At 54.8% G+C, this 19089-nt stretch carries 17 protein-coding genes and 3 tRNA genes; 10 read left to right on the forward strand and 10 right to left on the reverse strand.

All coding sequences use genetic code 11. The annotated features are described in order from the left end of the window. Positions 1–175 precede the first annotated feature (175 nt). The 4 genes from AC2TAD_RS00190 (at position 176) to AC2TAD_RS00205 (ending at position 4156) form a co-directional block, all read left to right on the forward strand. Entirely contained in the window at positions 176–1471 is a 1296-nt protein-coding gene (locus AC2TAD_RS00190; protein WP_170751022.1) for an MFS transporter, read from the forward strand. A gap of 199 nt (positions 1472–1670) precedes the next feature. Next, a complete protein-coding gene (locus AC2TAD_RS00195; protein ID WP_170756474.1) occupies positions 1671–2165 on the forward strand; it encodes a hypothetical protein in 495 nt (164 codons plus the stop codon). A 318-nt stretch (positions 2166–2483) separates the two neighbouring features. After that, positions 2484–3035 carry a recombinase family protein gene (locus AC2TAD_RS00200; RefSeq protein WP_170751026.1) on the forward strand — a complete coding sequence of 184 codons (552 nt, stop codon included), beginning with the start codon at positions 2484–2486 and terminating at the stop codon, positions 3033–3035. Between the two features lie 107 nt (positions 3036–3142). Continuing rightward, a complete protein-coding gene (locus AC2TAD_RS00205) occupies positions 3143–4156 on the forward strand; it encodes a tyrosine-type recombinase/integrase (protein ID WP_170751028.1) in 1014 nt (337 codons plus the stop codon). Positions 4157–4257: 101 nt separating this feature from the next. Here AC2TAD_RS00205 and AC2TAD_RS00210 read toward each other — a convergent pair. Beyond that, positions 4258–4332: transfer RNA gene (locus AC2TAD_RS00210), tRNA-Val, on the reverse strand. Between the two features lie 88 nt (positions 4333–4420). Next, positions 4421–5158 (reverse strand): porin, encoded by a 738-nt coding sequence (locus AC2TAD_RS00215; protein ID WP_480865425.1) that lies wholly within the window; start codon positions 5156–5158, stop codon positions 4421–4423. A 340-nt stretch (positions 5159–5498) separates the two neighbouring features. On the opposite strand from AC2TAD_RS00215, the gene AC2TAD_RS00220 reads away from it, so the two are divergent. The 3 genes from AC2TAD_RS00220 to uvrA all read left to right on the forward strand — a co-directional run bounded on the left by AC2TAD_RS00220 (position 5499) and on the right by uvrA (position 8735). After that, positions 5499–5575, forward strand: a tRNA-Asp gene (locus AC2TAD_RS00220). A 45-nt stretch (positions 5576–5620) separates the two neighbouring features. Then, a tRNA-Asp gene (locus AC2TAD_RS00225) sits at positions 5621–5697 on the forward strand. A gap of 179 nt (positions 5698–5876) precedes the next feature. After that, the gene (gene uvrA / locus AC2TAD_RS00230) at positions 5877–8735 is read left to right on the forward strand and encodes an excinuclease ABC subunit UvrA (protein ID WP_480865427.1); all 2859 of its coding nucleotides are present in this window, start codon (positions 5877–5879) and stop codon (positions 8733–8735) included. A gap of 1 nt (position 8736) precedes the next feature. On the opposite strand, the gene AC2TAD_RS00235 is transcribed toward uvrA, so the two are convergent. From AC2TAD_RS00235 to AC2TAD_RS00260, 6 genes are all read right to left on the reverse strand, one after another. Then, complete coding sequence (locus AC2TAD_RS00235; RefSeq protein ID WP_480865430.1) at positions 8737–9393, reverse strand: site-2 protease family protein; 657 nt, start codon at positions 9391–9393, stop codon at positions 8737–8739. A gap of 80 nt (positions 9394–9473) precedes the next feature. After that, entirely contained in the window at positions 9474–9866 is a 393-nt protein-coding gene (locus tag AC2TAD_RS00240; protein ID WP_170751036.1) for a hypothetical protein, read from the reverse strand. Positions 9867–9962: 96 nt separating this feature from the next. Then, on the reverse strand, positions 9963–10835 hold the full coding sequence (gene mmsB / locus AC2TAD_RS00245; protein ID WP_353389588.1) for a 3-hydroxyisobutyrate dehydrogenase: 873 nt from the start codon (positions 10833–10835) through the stop codon (positions 9963–9965). A gap of 12 nt (positions 10836–10847) precedes the next feature. Beyond that, on the reverse strand, positions 10848–11879 hold the full coding sequence (locus tag AC2TAD_RS00250) for an enoyl-CoA hydratase/isomerase family protein (protein ID WP_480865433.1): 1032 nt from the start codon (positions 11877–11879) through the stop codon (positions 10848–10850). 7 nt (positions 11880–11886) lie between these two features. Continuing rightward, positions 11887–13029, reverse strand: a complete 1143-nt coding sequence (locus AC2TAD_RS00255; protein WP_170354061.1) for an acyl-CoA dehydrogenase family protein — start codon at positions 13027–13029, stop codon at positions 11887–11889. Between the two features lie 103 nt (positions 13030–13132). Next, positions 13133–14248 carry a carboxylate-amine ligase gene (locus tag AC2TAD_RS00260; protein ID WP_480865435.1) on the reverse strand — a complete coding sequence of 372 codons (1116 nt, stop codon included), beginning with the start codon at positions 14246–14248 and terminating at the stop codon, positions 13133–13135. 130 nt (positions 14249–14378) lie between these two features. Between AC2TAD_RS00260 and AC2TAD_RS00265 the strand changes: the two genes are divergently transcribed. Both AC2TAD_RS00265 and AC2TAD_RS00270 read left to right on the forward strand, forming a co-directional pair. Next, entirely contained in the window at positions 14379–15230 is an 852-nt protein-coding gene (locus tag AC2TAD_RS00265; protein ID WP_480865437.1) for a class I SAM-dependent methyltransferase, read from the forward strand. A 70-nt stretch (positions 15231–15300) separates the two neighbouring features. After that, positions 15301–15777 carry a fasciclin domain-containing protein gene (locus AC2TAD_RS00270; protein ID WP_170354064.1) on the forward strand — a complete coding sequence of 159 codons (477 nt, stop codon included), beginning with the start codon at positions 15301–15303 and terminating at the stop codon, positions 15775–15777. A gap of 53 nt (positions 15778–15830) precedes the next feature. Here AC2TAD_RS00270 and AC2TAD_RS00275 read toward each other — a convergent pair whose 3' ends face one another. Together AC2TAD_RS00275 and AC2TAD_RS00280 are read right to left on the reverse strand one after the other, a co-directional pair. Next, positions 15831–16415 (reverse strand): L,D-transpeptidase, encoded by a 585-nt coding sequence (locus tag AC2TAD_RS00275; RefSeq protein WP_480865439.1) that lies wholly within the window; start codon positions 16413–16415, stop codon positions 15831–15833. Between the two features lie 162 nt (positions 16416–16577). Beyond that, positions 16578–18077 (reverse strand): CoA-acylating methylmalonate-semialdehyde dehydrogenase, encoded by a 1500-nt coding sequence (locus AC2TAD_RS00280; protein ID WP_170354066.1) that lies wholly within the window; start codon positions 18075–18077, stop codon positions 16578–16580. Positions 18078–18202: 125 nt separating this feature from the next. On the opposite strand from AC2TAD_RS00280, the gene AC2TAD_RS00285 reads away from it, so the two are divergent. Then, positions 18203–19084 carry a LysR family transcriptional regulator gene (locus AC2TAD_RS00285; RefSeq protein WP_174821799.1) on the forward strand — a complete coding sequence of 294 codons (882 nt, stop codon included), beginning with the start codon at positions 18203–18205 and terminating at the stop codon, positions 19082–19084. Positions 19085–19089 lie beyond the last annotated feature (5 nt).

Below are 19089 nucleotides of genomic sequence, written 5' to 3' on the forward strand. Positions count from 1 at the left end.
TTGGATTACTCAGTCCAGCCCGAGCGATTGCAATAGGTTTCCTCCGGTTTGAGAGAAACTGGTCGAATGAGACACTTGTGGCTGGCTTGGAAAGCAATCCCAGCAAGTGAGCCTCCTCGCAAGCCAATGCAAAAGCAAGCGACGTTGGAGTAGTTATGTATTTAGGGAAAGAAAAGTGAACGCCCAAATTCTGTCACTACGCGCACTATTTGTTTCTGTTGGTGCGATACAGTTAGCAACAGCAGCCCTGGGAACGCTAGTCGCTCTTCAAATCGCGTCGATTGGAGGAACTCAAGAAGCCGCTTCGATTGTCGCTGCAGCTTATTCGCTTGGGTTTATGGTTGGCTGTTTTTACATCGCTAAGCCGCTAGCTCGGATTGGGCACATCCGGGCCTTCACGGCGGCCGCTGCGATTTGCACGCTTTTCACTCTAATTCTGTCGAGTACCCAAGAACCAGTCATAATGGTGTTTGTTCGGTTCATCACCGGGCTCGCGACGGCAGGTCTATACGCTATCGGCGATGCTTGGATCAATGACACTGCCGGACCTGAAAACCGAGGACGCATACTCGCAGTTTACGCAATCGTTCTCGGCATCGTGTCGGTTCTGAGCCAAGGGATTGTCATTAACCAATCAGCCGAGCTTTCAGAAGCCTTTGTTCTTGTCTCGATGTTCTATTGCTTCGCAATTGTCGTGCTTGCAACAACGCGGACCAATCCTGCGAGTCCCGGAGGAACAGCGAATATTAGGATTAGCGAAGTCTTCAGAGAGTCGCCCACAGCGTTCGTCGGCGCTTTTATAAACGGTCTTCTAGTCACTGTTATGTTAACAGTTGTTCCGTTTCGTGCCAGCGTGCTGGGGCTCGATCCCAGGACAATTGCTATTGGAATTGGATTGGCCTACGCGGGCCGCATTTTTTTCCAGTTCCCGCTCGGAAAAGCCTCTGACGAAATGGACCGTCGGATTTTGATTGCTGGCGTCTCTGTATTTACCGCTATGATACTGTTACTGTTCGTTGTTTTGGGCAAGGGCGACGCCGCGGCTGCCAAGGGCGACTATGGTATAGGGTGGCAGCTTTTTGGGTTTGCTTTGGTTTTCCTCTTGGGTGGCTTGCTTCTCCCAACCTATTCGTTGCTAGTCGCGCATGGAATGGATCGAACTGTGCCGGTCTACGTTCCTTCTGCAGCAGTAACGCTACTCTTCGTTTGGACGCTCGGCGGTGTGACGGGGCCTGTTCTTGCAGCAATTGTGAGTAAGTTATTTGGCGATGGAAACATATTCTTGATGTGCTTGGTCATCGCGCTCACGTTCTCACTGTTTGTCGTTTGGCGTAGGAATCGCCGCGATAGTGTACCGCAAGCTGCTCGAGCTACTCATGTGCCCGGTACCGCGACAAGCGTTGAGATGACGCCTGAGCAAAAGCGAGTACCGGTTTCTGCCACGATTTTGGGGGCAGAAGAGGAACTATGATACTTATTAGCTTCGCGAGCTTCAGCTTTGTTTCGGATAGGCGAGTGTGTCGGGTGCCGCTTGGTATCACATTGCGAAGTAGCCAAGATGAGGCCTTACACCCGCAGATACAAGCATCATCACGCGGTCACAATCCGATAAGAAAATTTTTGAAATGCAATTCACGTTAAGTGTTGGGAACTCATTGAGTGAGGAAAAAATGCGCAATAAAACAAAAGCTTCTGTATTTTATCTGTGCGTAGGTTTATTTGTAGGTTGGATGGTGTATCAACCTACGGCTCAGTCTTTCGCCCAAACCGCAAGCAGGAAATGTCCAGAAAACCCCGACAAATCAGGAACCTTCACATTGGAAGGCCAAAAGAGAGGAATATTCGTCGCTTTTAGACAGGGAGAAGGCGTCCTTACTCTCAACAACGGTCAGCAGGTTGAGTTTACAGTAAGAGGGTTGAAGTTCGGCGAAACGGGATCGAGCACCGTACGAATAAAGGGAGATGTATACGGGCTGCAGTCCTTGGAAGACTTCGTTGGACACTATGAAGGAGTCGCTGGTGGCTTCTTGCCGATGATAGAACGAAAAGACGTACAAGTGGTGAATTCTAACTGTGTGACTCTAGTTGCTAAAGTCGTTGAATCGGGATTGCGCTACTCTCTTGTAGCCGGACAGAGTTTTTTAATTGAATTCCCTGAAGAATGAGAAATGGATTTGAGTACAAATATTTACAATCGTCCTTCGTGAGATGGTCGACTTCCAAACAACAACAATAACAACACTTAAAACCCCCGATTTTTGAAGTCGCTTTCTGAAAACCCCCGCCCCCTCATTATTCGGATATGAATTCTGTCTGGCCAACTGCCCAGCGCTATACGGCTTGCTGGCCTCTGCCGATAAACCATGCCCATGTGTCAGCTTCAGAGCGTGGCGCAAATGTCTGTCCATGGAGTCGGTCTCGACTTTTGGCAGACACCCTGCCGCAACTTCTAAAACATCATTGGCAAACAAGGAGACCATCACATGATGATCGGATATGCTCGCACGTCGACACTGGAACAGAAAGCATCCCTAGAGGCTCAGAGAGAGTCACTGAGGGGCGTTGGGTGCGAGAAGGTGTACGAGGAACAGATAAGCTCTGTGGCCCTCAGAGAGTCCCTCAACGCCGCTATGGAGTTCTGCCGGGAAGGTGACGTTCTGGTAGTGACCAAACTGGACAGACTGGCCCGGTCTGTGAAGCATCTCGGGGAAATTGTGGACGACCTAGAAGCAAGGAATATTGGCCTTTGGGTGCTGAACCTAGGCTTGGATACGTCAAATGCCACCGGGAAACTGATGCTGAATGTTCTGGGTTCCGTGGCTCAGTTTGAACGGGAGATGATGCTGGAACGTCAACGGGAAGGCATCGCCAAGGCAAAGGCCGAAGGCAAGTACAAGGGAAGAAAGCCCACTGCCAGAGCTAAGGCAACGGACATTGAGCAGTTGCTTTCTGAGGGGCTTAGCAAACGGGCGATAGCCAGACACCTGAACATCTCCGAAAGGTCAGTCTATCGAGTCGTGACGTCGCTGTCCTGACACCTCACCACCTCAATCAGATCACTTAAAAAAACAATCGTCGTACGAGCCGCTTTGGATAATTCTGAGCGGCTTTTTTGTACGCCCAGCGCAAGAAAGACCAACTCATGAAACTGTACAAACGCAATGGTTCTTCATTCTGGTGGTATTCGTTCACCGTTGATGGAAAGCAATACCGGGGTTCAACAAAGCGGTTATCCAACGACAAAAAGGGGGCAAAGGCAGTCATGCAGAAAGCCTACCAAGATGCGCTTGACCGAGTTCAGTTTGCAGAGCTGCCTGAAATCAGCCTTGAGGACTGCTTTGAACATGCATTGGTTGATCTGGACAAGGAACAGTCCAGACGCATCTACAGGGCGTCCTATCGTGTCCTGTATGAATACGTTTCGTCAAAGGACATGAACGCTTCTGACTTCACGCAAGACATGCTGGAAGACTTTCTGGACTTTCGTCGTCAACAGGGCCGTAAGGAAAACACTCTGAAAGGTGATATTCGAGCGATCCGTCGTGCGTTCAACAAGCTTGAGCATCGGTACAACTGCCCGAAGCTGAAGTACCCGAGCATCAAAGGCTTTACCAAGACACGGTATCTGTCTGACCGTGAGGAAAAGATCATCTTCGATGTTCTGGCGCAGAACGAAACTATCACGGCACGTAAGGCGGAACAGCTTTGCGTGGTGCTGATTGACACGGGTTTACGCCTGATGGAAGCGGTAACTCTGGAATGGGAATTCATCGACCTGAACAGACGGGAAATCGAAGTCTACCGGACCAAGACCGGAACGGTATCGTTGGTGCCTATCTCGCAAAGGGTTCATGACCTGTTTCGACGGTTGCATAATCAGGACCAGCCTTTCGAGGGCGTAGAGGAAGCAATCAAACTTCTGCGTAAGGTGATCCGTGACAACTGCAACAAGTCGGAGCGGGTTGTCCTGACACGGGGTAGCGCCACGGTGCATAGCCTTCGGGATACTTATGCCAGTCGGATGGTCCAACGTGGCCTTTCGATACAGCAAGTCTCGGTCCTTCTGGGGCATTCAAATATCTCCCAGACCATGAAATACGCTCAACTTGAAAAGGTAGACGTGGTTGCTCAGGCACGTTTGGCGCTCGACGCCTGACGCGCAATCTTAGTACAAAAACCCACACAGTATGTGCGGACAATACTTCTGGGGTAGGAAAATCAGGCTGTAAAGGGCTGAAAAGTAAATGAAAAATGGAGTGGTGGGTGATAACGGATTTGAACCGCTGACATCTTCGATGTGAACGAAGCGCTCTACCACTGAGCTAATCACCCGTAAGGCGGCGTATTACAGCGACTTTGAAACTGCTGCAAGTGCCATTTTGGAGGCAAAAGCCCCGAGGTAAACTCGGGGCTTTTGGCTTTAAAGTCCCGGCAAACCCGGAAGTTGGGTCAACACTCCGCGACGACCGAATGTGGTGCCACGGTCGTTGCCAAAGTTTACGCGAACGCCGACAGTCACATAGGCTTCGTTTGAGCTGCCCGAAACAAGCGGGGACGAGATATGAGCTACGCCTAGGTTGCCATAAACTTCGGCATTGTCAGCCGCCGCGTAAGACGCGCCAATCGCGAACAGGTTGAAGTCCAGCGCGCCTCCAAAGTTGTCGACGATGTCGAAGCTGGTGCTCAGTTCCCAAGCGTCGGTCAGCTCGGTCTTGGCCGAGATTCCGAACAAGGTGCCATCTAGGTCCGAAGCATTGGTCAGATCCTGGCGTCCCAGGTACCCTTCGATTTCGGCAGGGCCAGCATCAAATCCAGCTTCGATCCCGTAGAACTCGAAATCCGCATCATCTAGGTCTTCCTGGCCGTAGAACAGGCCGAAGGACGCGTTGTTGGCGGTGTGCAAGTTGCCGTGCAAAGTCCAGTTGGTCGCGGTTTCGCTCAGGTCTTGGAATCGCTGTACGCCAAGGTCGAGTTGTGCGCTGAAGGCGCGGCTAAACGCCAATTCCGCAGCGCCGTTTAGGTTGTAGGCATCACCAAAGTCGGTGTCTGTAAATGTCGAGTAATCCAAATTCAGGTAACCACCGGAAATTTCCGCGGCCTGTGCGGCTCCGATTGTTGTTGATGCTGCCAAAATGCTGCAAATAATACGTTTTGTCACGTTTCTGCTCCGTTTGCTTGTTTTGTTTGCTAAGGGTCACACTATGACCTGATGAGCAGTCGTCGCTTTATCTAGGTGGTGCCTGAATGTGTATCTAAACAGACCGAATTTCAGCCTGTGTGGCGAGGGTGACACAGGTTCAGGTTGTGGAGATCATGAGTCTCCCGTTGGTTTGTCGCCAGTGATCAAAAAGCGGCAGTTTTCTTTGAAACACGCAGAGTAAGGTCGACAGGGTTTCGCAGTAAAATTTCGCAATTCAGAAAAAACTTCAAAACGCCGCTTGACGCTGCCCGAGCGTAGCCATAATACACCCAAACGTTCAGCAACGAACGGGCAGCGGGCGGTTGTAGCTCAGTTGGTTAGAGTACCGGCCTGTCACGCCGGGGGTCGCGGGTTCGAGCCCCGTCAACCGCGCCATCGCTGCCATCCTTGGTCCAGGTTAAAGGCCACTAAAATAGATGCGCGGTTGTAGCTCAGTTGGTTAGAGTACCGGCCTGTCACGCCGGGGGTCGCGGGTTCGAGCCCCGTCAACCGCGCCATTTATTTCATCAAAATCTTCCCTGATCAGTCAGATAACAACCATCCACTACAAACCGTGCGTGCGTTCTGTCAGGAGAGTTCGGCAATAATTCGTTCGTTCTCACTTTGTTCTAATTTTTGTGTTGGAGACTCAGCGCCGCTCGCCTATCTCTAGGAGACTTACGTTTTGGGGGCCAAAATGGCTGAGCTGAAGAATATCGAGGTGCGCGGCGCGCGCGAACATAACCTCAAAAGCATTGATGTGGATATTCCGCGGGATCAGCTTGTGGTGATCACGGGGCTGTCTGGCTCGGGCAAGTCGTCGCTGGCTTTTGATACGATTTATGCCGAGGGTCAGCGTCGCTACGTCGAAAGCCTGTCGGCCTATGCGCGGCAGTTTCTGGACATGATGGAAAAGCCGGATGTGGATCACATCAGCGGGCTGTCCCCGGCGATTTCGATCGAACAGAAGACGACCTCGAAGAACCCGCGTTCGACCGTCGGTACCGTGACTGAGATCTACGACTATCTGCGCCTTTTGTTCGCCCGCGCAGGCACGCCGTATAGCCCCGCCACAGGCCAGCCGATCGAAGCGCAGCAGGTACAGGATATGGTTGACCGCATCATGACGATGGAGGAGGGCACACGCGGCTACCTGCTGGCTCCCATCGTGCGCGACCGGAAAGGTGAATATAAGAAAGAGTTTTTGGAACTGCGCAAACAGGGCTTTCAGCGTGTGAAGGTGGATGGAGAGTTCTATGAGCTCGACTCGCCGCCGACGCTGGACAAAAAATTCCGCCATGACATCGACGTGGTGGTGGACCGCCTTGTCGTGCGCGAAGGGATGGAGACACGGCTGGCCGACAGCCTGCGCACCGCATTGGATTTGGCGGATGGCATCGCGATTCTGGAAACTGCGCCGAAGGAAGGCGACGCCGAGCGCATCACCTTCAGTGAGAATTTTGCGTGTCCGGTCAGCGGTTTCACCATCCCCGAGATAGAACCGCGCCTGTTTTCCTTCAACGCGCCATTTGGGGCGTGCCCCGATTGCGACGGGTTAGGGGTCGAGCTGTTCTTTGATGAACGCCTCGTGGTGCCGGACCAGACGCTCAAGCTGTATGACGGTGCCTTGGCCCCGTGGCGCAAGGGTAAGTCGCCCTATTTCTTGCAAACCATCGAAGCCATTGCGCGGCATTTTGAGTTCGACAAGAACACCCCGTGGAAAGACCTTCCCGCCAAGGTGCAACAGGTGTTCCTGCGCGGCTCTGGTGATGAGGAAATCCAGTTCCGTTATGACGAGGGCGGCCGTGTCTATCAGGTGACGCGCAGCTTTGAGGGCGTGATTCCAAACATGGAACGCCGCTATCGCGAAACCGACAGCGCGTGGATCCGTGAAGAGTTCGAACGCTATCAGAACAACCGTCCTTGCGGGGCCTGCGAAGGCTACCGCTTGCGGCCCGAAGCGCTCGCCGTCAAGATCGCGGGTCTGCATGTGGGGCAGGTCGTGCAGATGTCGATCCGTGAGGCCTTAGCTTGGGTCGAGGACGCGCCGAACCATCTGAGCGTACAGAAGAATGAGATCGCGCGGGCGATTCTGAAAGAGATCCGTGAACGCCTTGGATTCCTGAATAATGTGGGTTTGGAATATCTTACGCTTTCGCGCTCAAGTGGTACGCTGTCGGGCGGCGAAAGCCAGCGTATTCGTCTGGCCAGCCAGATCGGCTCGGGCCTGACCGGGGTGCTTTACGTATTGGACGAACCTTCGATTGGTCTGCACCAACGCGACAATGACAGGCTGCTGGGGACGCTCAAGAACCTGCGCGATCAGGGTAATACGGTGATCGTCGTTGAGCATGACGAAGAGGCCATCCGCGAGGCCGATTATGTGTTCGATATCGGCCCCGGCGCGGGTGTGCATGGCGGGCAGGTGGTCAGCCACGGTACGCCTGAACATATCGCGGCGGATGCGGCCTCGATGACCGGGCAGTACCTGTCGGGCACGCGCGAGATTGCTGTGCCGGGTGACCGACGCAAGGGTAACAAGAAAAAGCTCAAGGTCGTCAAAGCCACTGGAAACAACCTAAAGAATGTCACGGCCGAGTTCCCTCTGGGCAAGTTCGTCTGCGTGACTGGCGTGTCCGGCGGCGGTAAATCGACCCTGACGATTGAGACGCTGTTCAAGACGGCTTCGATGCGGTTGAACGGCGCGCGCCAGACGCCTGCGCCCTGCGAGACGATCAAAGGGCTGGAGCATCTGGACAAAGTCATCGACATTGACCAGCGGCCTATCGGGCGAACTCCGCGTTCGAATCCAGCGACTTACACCGGGGCCTTCACCCCGATCCGCGATTGGTTCGCCGGCCTGCCCGAGGCCAAGACCCGGGGGTACAAGCCCGGTCGGTTCAGCTTTAACGTCAAAGGTGGCCGGTGCGAGGCGTGTCAGGGCGACGGCGTTATCAAGATTGAGATGCACTTTCTCCCCGACGTCTACGTGACCTGCGAGACCTGCAAAGGCGCGCGGTACAATCGTGAGACGCTTGAAATCAAGTTCAAGGGCAAGTCCATTGCCGACGTCCTTGATATGACAGTGGAAGACGCGCAGGAGTTCTTTAAGGCCGTGCCTTCAATCCGCGACAAGATGGATGCGCTGGCGCGTGTTGGGCTGGGCTATATCAAGGTGGGCCAGCAGGCCACGACCCTGTCAGGGGGCGAGGCGCAGCGGGTGAAGCTGTCAAAAGAATTGTCCAAACGCTCGACCGGGCGGACGCTTTATATTCTGGACGAGCCGACCACGGGTCTTCATTTCGAAGACGTGCGCAAGCTGTTGGAAGTGCTGCATGAACTGGTCGATCAGGGCAATACAGTTGTAGTGATCGAACATAATCTGGACGTGGTGAAAACCGCCGATCATATCATCGACATTGGCCCTGAAGGCGGTGATGGTGGCGGTGAGATCGTGGCCACCGGCACACCCGAAGATGTGGCCGCTGTTGACCGCAGTCATACCGGTCGGTACCTAAAACAGATGTTGAACCCGGAACAGGTTGCGGCTGAATAAGCTAGTATTGTGCGTGTCTGAGCATGTGCCAATGACGCAGCAAGGGTGGAAAGAACAGGAACACAAAGCCGAAGTTTACGTAGGCGAATACTATCATAGGTAACCAAAGTGCGACCCCGATCAGTCCGACAAGCCCGGCAATTCGTGTCGCAGTCACAGGTTTGACCATGCGGTTAAGGACAGCGTGAAACAGACGGCCACCGTCCAACGGCATCAGGGGCAACATGTTGAATACCGCCAAAAACAGGTTCAATTGGGCGGTCACGACTAGAACCCAGCCCAGTTCGGGCGAGGTGACGAAGGGTTCCAGCAGTGAACACAATGCCCACAGCGTCAGGTTGACGATCGGCCCCATAGCGACGATCAATTCGTCTTCGTAGGATGAGGTCGAGCGGCGATGTTCGCAAAACCCGCCACCTCCATACAGGACGACGCGATTGACGGGGATACCCTGTATCAAGCACCCCCAGGCGTGTCCGAGCTCATGCAGCAGGATTGAGGTCAATAAAATGGCCACAAAACCAAGCGCATAGGGCAGGGATTCGGGATCAAAACTGAACCCCACTATGAGCAAAACTAGAAAAATCAGACTTTGGTTTAACTGAATGGGTACGTTCCACGGTCCGCGGAACTCAAAAATCGAATTGTCACTATGCATATTCAATCCTCGCAATAATGAGAATTGAAATGACGCTGAATTGCGTCAAAAGTAGGGAGCTAACGCAGAGGTTGTGTGACTTAGTTAAGGATATCCGCAACGGCGCCGATCAAGTTCAGCACTTTGCGGGTCTCGGGATCGACCCGGTAGACATAGTCCCCGGCGCGGACATATGACCCTCGGTTCAAGCCATAGCGGTACGGATCATTGATCCAGCGGTAATCGTTGTTGATGAAGTCACCGTTGCGATACAGCTTTTTTGCCTGTCCAGGTGGAACGCAGGGGACATTTTTCTTGGCCAATCCCGGAGGGCAATGCCCAGCCTTGCCTTTGGTTTGAATCACAGGTTGCGAGGGCACGCGAAAGACCTTGTCGGCGTTTTGACCGTTGCCTTTACCATTGCCTGCCATCACCGCTGCGGGCGCTGCGACAAACATGGAAGCAACCATTATTACTTTCAAAACACGGGACATAGAAACCTCCGGCACACGAATTGATCTACGCCGATAGATGGCGGTCCGATCAGAGCGGGTCAACCCCGTGGGCAGTTTGTCGCCCACGGACGAAGGTTAACTTCTTCCTCGTTTTTCAAAACGGGGCAGCATGGCAGAGAAATCTTTGCCCAAACCGTCTTCGGATTCCACGAATTGCTCATAAAGAGCCGTAGCCGCCTGACCAAGTGGCGTATCCGCATCTGAACTTTCCGCGGCCTGTTGGCTTAGGCGCAAGTCTTTGAGCATCAGTTCGGCGGCAAAGCCGGGCTGGTAGTCATTGTCCGAAGGGCTGGAGGGGCCGACCCCCGGTGCGGGGCAATAAGCGTTCATTGTCCAGCTATATCCCGAGGATGTGCTGACTACGTCAAACATTTTCTGTCGGTCCAGACCCAGCTTGTCTGCTAATGCAAACGCTTCACAGGTGGCAATCATGGTCACGCCCAGAATCATGTTATTGCATATTTTGGCGGCTTGACCTGCGCCTGATCCGCCGCAATGCACGGCCTTTTGTCCCATGATTTCGAACAGGGGGGCAGCCTTGCCAAAGGCGACATCACTGCCACCTGCCATAAAGGTCAAGGTACCGGCCGCAGCCCCTCCGATCCCGCCGGATACGGGTGCGTCCACTGCCAAGACACCGACTTGTGCAGCCTGCTCGGCCACGGCGCGGGCGCTGTCGACATCCACGGTCGAGCAATCAATCCAAACCGAACCGGAATTCATCGCTGGTAAAATATCATCCGCCACGGCCCGCAGGATCTGGCCGTTCGGAAGCATGGTGATAACAATGTCGGCACCGCCTGCAGCCTCAGCGCCCGATGAGGCAAGGGTCACGCCTGCAACATCCACATCCGCCATGTCAAACCCGACCACGTCATGACCGGCTTTCGCCAGATTGGCAGCCATCGGATTCCCCATGTTCCCAAGCCCGATAAATCCGATCTTCATTCCTCAATCCTCCTAGAATGTCAGTGCTTTAGCGCCCATTGGTTGAAGCATCCTCGATACCTCGACAATGGGTACGTTCTGGTCGGGGTGCCTCCAGCGCGGAGTGCGGTCTTTGTCGATAATCTGTGCGCGAATACCTTCCAGAAAGTCACCGCGTTCCATCGCACGACTTGTAAAGCGGAACTCGTGTTCCAGCGCCTTCTGGATGGTGAGGCTGGGGGTGCGCAAGCGATGCAGAATCTCGATACAGCAGGCCATAGCCAGCGGCGAACCCCGGTTGATCAATTTAAGCGCGGCGGTCGCGAAGTCCGTTTCGCTGCCTTTGAGGCTATTGAGGATGTCTTGCAGCCTTTCGCCGTCAAAATGCGCGTCGATCTTGGTTTGCAATCCGGTCAACACGCCCTCCGGGGGTGTTTGGGCGTGGGTGGTCAGAAGGCTGGCGTCTCCGGATGCTTCCAACAGTTCGATCAAGTCCGACCAATGAGCCATGGGGATGAAGTGATCCGCGAAACCTGCGAAAATGGAATCATCCGGGCCCATCCGATGACCGGTCATGCCAAGGTATTCGCCGACCCGTCCCGGTGCGAGCGCCAGCATCAGCGAGCTACCGACATCCGGAACCAATCCGATCCCGCATTCGGGCAGGGCGATCTGGCTACTTTCGCCTACAATCCTGTGGCTGCCGTGACAGCCAATGCCAACGCCACCGCCCATGGTGAACCCTTGCAGAAAGCTGACGACGGGCTTTGGGAATTCAAATATCAGCGCGTTCAGGCGGTACTCATCGCGCCAAAACGTCTGGCCGTAAGCATAGTCACCGTTCTTGCCGGTCTCGTACAGTTCCGCAATGTCGCCGCCAGCGCAGAATGCCTTGTCGCCCTCGGCGTCCATAACAATAAGTTCAACCGAGTCATCTTCACGCCAGTTGCGCAAAGCAGTGTCTATGGCCATGCACATGTCATAGCTGAGCGCGTTCAGGGCTTTGGTCCGGGTCAGTGTGATCCGTCCGGCGCGACCAGTGGTGCGAATGTCGATATCAGCCATGGCCCCCTCAGCGATTGGCAAGCATCTGGCGCGACACGATCACGCGCATGATTTCATTCGTGCCTTCCAAGATCTGATGCACGCGCAAGTCGCGGACCAGTTTCTCGATCCCGTAATCTGCCAGATAGCCATAGCCGCCATGCAGTTGCAGGCATTGATCCACAACTTTTGATCCGGTCTCGGTCACGAATTTCTTGGCCATGGCGCAGAACTTGGTGGCATCCGGCGCGCCCTGATCCAGTTTCCAGGCCGCCTGCCGTAAGAACGTTCGGGCTGCCTGCAACTCGATCTCCATATCGGCCAGACGGAATTGCAGCGCCTGAAACTGGTCGATGGACTGACCGAACGCCTGCCGCTCGGACATATATTGCAACGTCATATTCAGCCCCGCTTGCGCGGCCCCTAACGAGCATGAGGCGATGTTCAGCCGTCCGCCATCCAGCCCCATCATGGCGTATTTGAATCCATCGCCTTCGACGCCGACAAGGTTCTCGGCCGGGATTTTGCAATCATCGAACTGCACTTGTGCTGTGGGTTGGCTTTTCCACCCCATCTTCTGCTCCAAGGCGCCGAAGGACAGGCCGGGCGCACCGTCTTCGACATAGACCGTTGAGATTCCCTTGGGGCCGTCCTGTCCGGTGCGCACCATGCAGACATAAGCATCGGAATACCCGCCGCCCGAGATAAATGCCTTGGTCCCGTTCAGGGTGTATCCTTCATTGCTGCGGTCCGCGCGGGTTTTCAACGCAGCAGCATCCGAGCCCGAGCCCGGTTCGGTCAGACAATAGCTGAGAACGGTATTCAGGCTGAGAACATCGGGCATAATGCGCGCTTTCAGCGCATCCCCGGCGAAACTGTCCAGCATCTTGGCGCACATGTTGTGAATCGACAAAAACGCTGCAACGGACGGGCAGGCCATCGACAACGCCTCGAAAACCATGGTGGCATCCAGACGCGACAGACCAGAACCACCGCTGTCTTCAGAGACGTAGAGGCCGCCGAACCCAAGCTCTCCGACACGGGGCCACAGGTCTTTGGGGATGGTGCCTTCGGCCTCCCACTGTCGAGCATAGGGGGCGATGTTCTCCTGCCCGAACTCATAGGCCATGTCGAAGATCGCAGTCTGCTCTTCGGTCAAAGCGAAATCCATGGCTTCCCTCCCACGCCGACGGATGAATTGAACGAGTGTTTATTTCCTAATCCTTACAGAAATTTTTCACGGCCAGCAATTCCCAGCATCTGTCTCTTGGGGATTAAAGGTCGTGGTGAAATTCCTCGATCAGGTGTTGGACAACCGCTTTTCCCGGATCTTCGCCACGGGCGGATGCCTCGGCATAAACGCGTCGCTGACGTGTGGCCGATGTTCCGTTCTGCGCGATTTGTTGCAACCGCGCCAGTTCGGTCATTGTACCAAGTGCCTCGGTGTCTTCGGCCAGTAGTCCCATCAGTTCGCCCATCAATTCGGGCATGGGTTTGATCGAGCGGTCGCCAAAGTCGATCATGCCCTCACCAACCCCATAGCGCTGCGCGCGCCAACGGTTTTCTCCGATCAGGAACTGGTCATAGTTGCGCCAGCGTAAGTTTCTGGCTTTCAACCGGCATAGCATCCGGGTCAGCGCCTGGACCATCGCAGCCAAAGACAAGGCGTGTTCCAGTCGGGGCTGCACGTCCATTATGCGCGTCTCAAGCGTTGGGAAGCGGTGTGATGGGCGCAGGTCCCACCAGATTTTCGACGTATCCTCGATCACACCTAGTTCGACCAAAATGCCCGTGGTGCGCTCATAGTCGGCCCAACTGGCCAAGGTCGGGGGCAAGCCAGTTCGGGGTAGGTTGTCGAAGACTGTCAGGCGGTAGGACGACAGCCCCGTATCCTCGCCGTTCCAATAGGGGGATGAGGTCGAAAGGGCCAAAAGGTGGGGCAGAAAATACGAAATCTGCGGCATAAGGTCGGCGCGCAGGGCAGGGTCATCAATTCCGATATGGACATGCATTCCACAGATCAGCATTCGTCGCGCTACGCCGCCAAGTGCATGGTGCAGGGCGTCATAGCGATCTTTTCGCGTATGGCTTTGCTTTTTCCAATCGGCAAACGGATGACACGATACCGCGATTGGGGCGAGGTTGTAGTCCGCTGCGCGTTTGGCCACGCAAGACCGTAAGCGTTTCAGATCCTCGCGCGCGCCGGCAATGGTCGCATGGGGGCGGGTGCCGACCTCGATCTGACATTGCAGGAATTCGGGGCTGACCTGACCTTGGAAATCGGCCTGACAGGCCTCCATCAAAGCTTCGGGCGCTTCGGCAAGCTCGAACGTGTCCCGATTGACCAGAAGATACTCTTCTTCAATGCCCAGCGTGTATTCCTGCTGCATGGTCGCCCTCGTCGGTTATTCCAAACAGTGAATACGGAAATGACCGCCTTGCCAAGTGTTTGGCTTGCGAAGCCCCCGGCGCCGGCGATAAGAACCCTTCAGTAAACTGTCCAAACCCCGGAGCGTTCGCGTGAAACCCAGGAAATTCCCAAAGATCAACGACACGCTTTCGGAGCTTGGAGTTAAATTGGTCGACAAAGGACCAGAAGACGACGAGCGCGCCCGGCTTGAGGCATTTGAACGGGCAGGTGGCTTGACCCGTCCCGCTTATGCGTTGTCACCGGGAATGGAGGGGTTTGATATCGCGCCTCTCGTCGCAGAATACACCGAACATGCGGATGCGCTTGCGGCCCTCAAGGACCCCGAGCGCAATCAGACGGGGTATCGGGTCGGTAACGGTTACTACGATAGTCCCGATGCCGACGCGCTGTATTTGATGATCCGCCGATTCAAACCCCGGCGTGTGATTGAGGTTGGCTGCGGAAACTCCACGCGCGTTACTCGGCAGGCGATCATCGACGGCGGGCTTGAGACGCAGATCACCGCGATTGATCCCTATCCGCGTGCTGATATCGCTCATGTGGTAGATCATTTCGAGCAGAGACGGCTGGAAGAAGTGGATCCCGCGCTGTTCGATCAGTTGGAGGCGGGCGACGTTCTGTTCATCGATTCCAGCCATGTAGTCCGGATGAGCAATGACGTCGCGCATTTGTTTTGCCGCATCATCCCTGCACTGAAACCCGGTGTGGTGATTCACGTGCATGATGTTTTTCTACCTTATGAATATCCCAAGCGATTCTTCTATGACTGCCCAGGGTGGGGCGAGCAGTACATGCTGCACGCATTGCTGCAATCTGGTTCGTTTTCAATGCTTTGGCCGGGGTATTACCTGCAACAGGATCGCCCCGATGCGGTCGAGGCTTTGCCGTTCCTGGGCGATGGTCGTGCGCAAAGTATCTGGGTGCAGATCAAAGAAAATTGAACTCAAAGTGATCCGCTGTGGCTGAGGCCCCGTACCCCTTTCCATAACACGCTGGAGAGGAGATACAGCCATGTTCCGCCAAACACTGATGGGCGCTGCCGCCGCACTTGCACTGACTTTGCCCGTCAAAGCACAAGCCGCTGACATTGTGGATACCGCCGTTTCGGCCGGTTCGTTCGAAACTCTCGTTGCCGCCGTTCAGGCCGCAGGTCTTGTTGAAACGTTGAAAGGTGACGGCCCGTTTACTGTCTTCGCTCCGACTGACGAAGCTTTCGCAGCTTTGCCTGAGGGTACGGTCGAAACACTGCTTCTGCCCGAGAACAAGGACCAACTTGTTGAAATCCTGACATACCACGTTGTTCCTGCTAAGGTCATGTCTGGTGACATTGCCGGAAAACGCGCCAAGGTTCTAACCGTACAGGGTGACCGTCTGAGCGTGAATGCCAAGCGTGGCGTCAAGGTGAATGATGCCGAAGTCATCCAGGCAGACATCGAAACCAGCAACGGTGTGATCCACGTCGTCGACGCTGTGATCCTGCCTGAATAATAAAGCCAAGCATTAACAAAAAGCCCCGGTCCTTGACGGTCCGGGGCTCTTTGTCAGACCAGACGGACTTGGGTTCCGACCTGGACCAGAGGGTACAATTCTTCGACATGTTGATTGTATAGGCCAATACAACCAGACGAACTTTGTCGACCAATCTTTCGCGTATCATGGGTGCCATGTACCAGATAGGCGGGCCAACCCAAATACATCGCGCGCGTTCCAAGTGGGTTCCCCGGTTCTCCGCCTTCCATTCGAACAGGCAGATCAGGATCACGCTCGCGCATCGAAGCGGTAGGCGTCCAGCTTGGATTTTCGCGCTTGCGTACGACTTCGGTATAGCCGCGCTTGGTCAATTCTTCGCTCATGGGAACCGAACTGGGGTACAGTTTGTAAGTCCCATCAGGCCCCCAGTAGTGCACCGCGCGGCTTGTGATATCCGCCAACAATGCACCTACTCCGAGCTCATCGAAGTGATCCTGCCAGTTTTGTTGTGAAAAAGATGAGGCGTTTCTACGAACCGGAAGCTGAGTGCTGATTGCATCTTCGTTTTGCGGGAACGCATCCAAACTTTGCGCGCGCACCAAAGCAGGTGTGGCCACTAGGGTCGCTACGCCCAGCACCGCAGAGCGACGGGTCATTCTGGATTTCGACAATTTTGCCTCCGGATCAGGAACTGCTCAAACAATAGTTTGTGTTGAAAGTATTCCTGTTGATCGGGTTTTTCCAGATATAGAGGTCTGAATTTATCGTGAAGCGTTAAAAAACCGGCCCGCTTGGGGCCGGTTTCGTAGGCAGGTGACTTAGTCCATCGCTTTGAAGTTAAACTCGCCACCTTCTTTGATGCCCGACGGCCAGCGGGCCGTGACGGTTTTGGTGCGGGTGTAGAATTTGAAGCTGTCAGGGCCGTGCTGGTTCAGATCACCGAACATGGATTTCTTCCAGCCGCCAAAGGTGTGGTAGGCCAACGGCACCGGGATCGGAACGTTGACGCCGACCATGCCGATGTTGATCCGGCTGGCAAAGTCACGTGCAGTGTCACCATCACGCGTGAAGATTGCAGTACCGTTGCCGTATTCGTGGTCCATTGCCAGACCAATCGCCTCTTCGTACGAACCTGCACGCACGGTGGACAAAACCGGGCCGAAGATCTCTTGCTTGTAGATATCCATTTCCGGCGTCACGTGATCGAACAGGTGCGGGCCAACAAAGAACCCATCTTCATAGCCTTGCAGGCTGAAATCACGGTTGTCGACGACCAACTTGGCACCTTGTTCCACGCCAGAGTTGATCAGACCCAGAATGCGTTCTTTTGCGGCGGCCGTCACGACGGGGCCCATATCCACGTCGTCACCTGCCGTATAGGGACCGACCTTCAGTTTCTCGATGCGCGGGATCAGCTTTTCGACAAGCGCGTCTGCAGTGTCGTCACCGACCGGAACAGCAACCGAAACGGCCATGCAGCGTTCGCCAGCGGCACCGAAACCGGCGCCAACAAGCGCGTCGGCAGCCTTATCCATATCGGCATCGGGCATGACGATCATGTGGTTCTTGGCCCCACCGAAACACTGCGCACGCTTACCATTCGCAGAGGCGCGGCTGTAGATATACTGCGCAATCGGAGTCGAACCCACAAACGAAACACCTTGGATGATCTCGCTGTCCAGAAGGGTGTCGACTGCTTCCTTGTCGCCATTCACAACCTGGAACACACCTTTCGGAAGACCCGCTTCGATGAACAGCTCGGCCAGCATCAACGGGACCGACGGATCACGTTCTGAAGGTTTCAGAACAATGGCGTTGCCGCACGCCAGCGCGGGGCCAACGTGCCACAAAGGCATCATGGCCGGGAAATTGAACGGCATGATCGAAGCCACGACGCCAAGGGGCTGACGCATCGAATAGATGTCAATGCCGGGGCCGGCGCTGTCTGTGTACTCACCCTTCAGCATATGTGGGGCACCGACACAGTATTCGATCACTTCCAAACCGCGTTGCAGGTCGCCCTTGGCGTCCGGAATAGTCTTGCCGTGCTCGCGGCTTAGGACTTCGGCCAGCTTGTCCATGTCACGGTTGATCAGCCCAACCATGGCCATCATCACGCGCGCGCGTTTTTGTGGGTTGGTTGCGCCCCAAGCGGGTTGCGCTGCAGCTGCGCTTTCGATGGCGGCTGTGGTTTCGGCAGCGCTGGCCATCGGGCATTTGTATTGAACTTCACCAGTGGCCGGGTTGAACACATCGTCAAAGCGACCGGATGTGCCGGCGACATTCTCACCGTTGATGAAATGGGACAGTTCGGTCATTGCGAATTCCTCCGGGTTGTTTCGGCGCAGAATAGGCTTGCATAAATCGCGTGAACAGAGGCAATAATTCAAAAATATTTTGCAAAAATGCAAAAGGAGGAGCGGTGGTTCCAAACTGGGATGACATGCGGGTGTTTTTGGCCGTCGCGCGTGAGGAAAGTCTATCAGCCGCAGGTCGGCGTCTTAAGATCGACCCGGCGACGGTAGGGCGCAGGGTCGCACGGCTTGAGGCATCGCTGGATGCGCCTTTGTTTACCAAGTCGCAGCAAGGTTATGTTCTGACGCCAATCGGGGAACGCTTGCTTGATCACGGCTTGAAGGCCGAAGAAGCCATGCGGGCCGCATCCGGTTCTGTCTCTGGATCATCCAAGACACTAAGTGGCCAAATCAGGATCGGTGCTCCGGATGGCTGCGCTACGTATCTTTTGCCACAAGTCTGCGCGAAAATCTGCGACGCGAATCCCGAATTGGATATTCAGATTCTGTCTTTGCCCCGTGTGATTAACCTGTCCCGCCGTGAGGCGGATATGGCCATAACGGTCAGCGCGCCCACGGCTGGTCGGTTTCTGGTGCAAAAGATCACGGACTACCGGCTACATCTGGTTGCCAGTCAGGAATACCTGAATGCGCAAGCCAAAATTGAGAACCTGGAAGCTCTTAGAAGGCATCGATTTATTGGCTATATCCCGGATATGATTTTTGACCGGGAACTCGACTATCTGGTCGATATCGGGGTTGAACGAGTTGCCCTTGCATCGAATTCGATATCGGTTCAGCTAGGGCAAGCATCGCTCGGGTCAGGGGTTTGTGTGGGGCACGATTTTGCGCTGCCATTCCATCCAAACCTGCGGAAAATCCTAACGGATCAGCTTAGTCTGACCCGCAGGTATTTTCTAATCCGACATCAGGGCGATCAACGAAATGAACGCTTGAACAGGTTCGCACAGGCTTTGACTGCCGGAATCCGCGAGGAAGTCGTGCGTCTGGAAGCTGAAGCTTCACCTTGACACAT

The organism is Ruegeria sp. HKCCD7628 (assembly GCF_057221005.1).

Bases quoted from the DNA above. Each gene is read 5' to 3' on its own strand.
- uvrA (WP_480865427.1), top strand. From the start codon at position 5,877: ATGGCTGAGCTGAAGAATATCGAGGTGCGCGGCGCGCGCGAACATAAC.
- AC2TAD_RS00250 (WP_480865433.1), bottom strand. From the start codon at position 11,879: ATGGCTGATATCGACATTCGCACCACTGGTCGCGCCGGACGGATCACA.
- AC2TAD_RS00255 (WP_170354061.1), bottom strand. From the start codon at position 13,029: ATGGATTTCGCTTTGACCGAAGAGCAGACTGCGATCTTCGACATGGCC.
- AC2TAD_RS00240 (WP_170751036.1), bottom strand. From the start codon at position 9,866: ATGTCCCGTGTTTTGAAAGTAATAATGGTTGCTTCCATGTTTGTCGCA.
- AC2TAD_RS00195 (WP_170756474.1), top strand. From the start codon at position 1,671: ATGCGCAATAAAACAAAAGCTTCTGTATTTTATCTGTGCGTAGGTTTA.
- AC2TAD_RS00235 (WP_480865430.1), bottom strand. From the start codon at position 9,393: ATGCATAGTGACAATTCGATTTTTGAGTTCCGCGGACCGTGGAACGTA.
- AC2TAD_RS00285 (WP_174821799.1), top strand. From the start codon at position 18,203: ATGCGGGTGTTTTTGGCCGTCGCGCGTGAGGAAAGTCTATCAGCCGCA.
- AC2TAD_RS00280 (WP_170354066.1), bottom strand. From the start codon at position 18,077: ATGACCGAACTGTCCCATTTCATCAACGGTGAGAATGTCGCCGGCACA.
- mmsB (WP_353389588.1), bottom strand. From the start codon at position 10,835: ATGAAGATCGGATTTATCGGGCTTGGGAACATGGGGAATCCGATGGCT.
- AC2TAD_RS00270 (WP_170354064.1), top strand. From the start codon at position 15,301: ATGTTCCGCCAAACACTGATGGGCGCTGCCGCCGCACTTGCACTGACT.
- AC2TAD_RS00205 (WP_170751028.1), top strand. From the start codon at position 3,143: ATGAAACTGTACAAACGCAATGGTTCTTCATTCTGGTGGTATTCGTTC.
- AC2TAD_RS00260 (WP_480865435.1), bottom strand. From the start codon at position 14,248: ATGCAGCAGGAATACACGCTGGGCATTGAAGAAGAGTATCTTCTGGTC.
- AC2TAD_RS00275 (WP_480865439.1), bottom strand. From the start codon at position 16,415: ATGACCCGTCGCTCTGCGGTGCTGGGCGTAGCGACCCTAGTGGCCACA.
- AC2TAD_RS00200 (WP_170751026.1), top strand. From the start codon at position 2,484: ATGATGATCGGATATGCTCGCACGTCGACACTGGAACAGAAAGCATCC.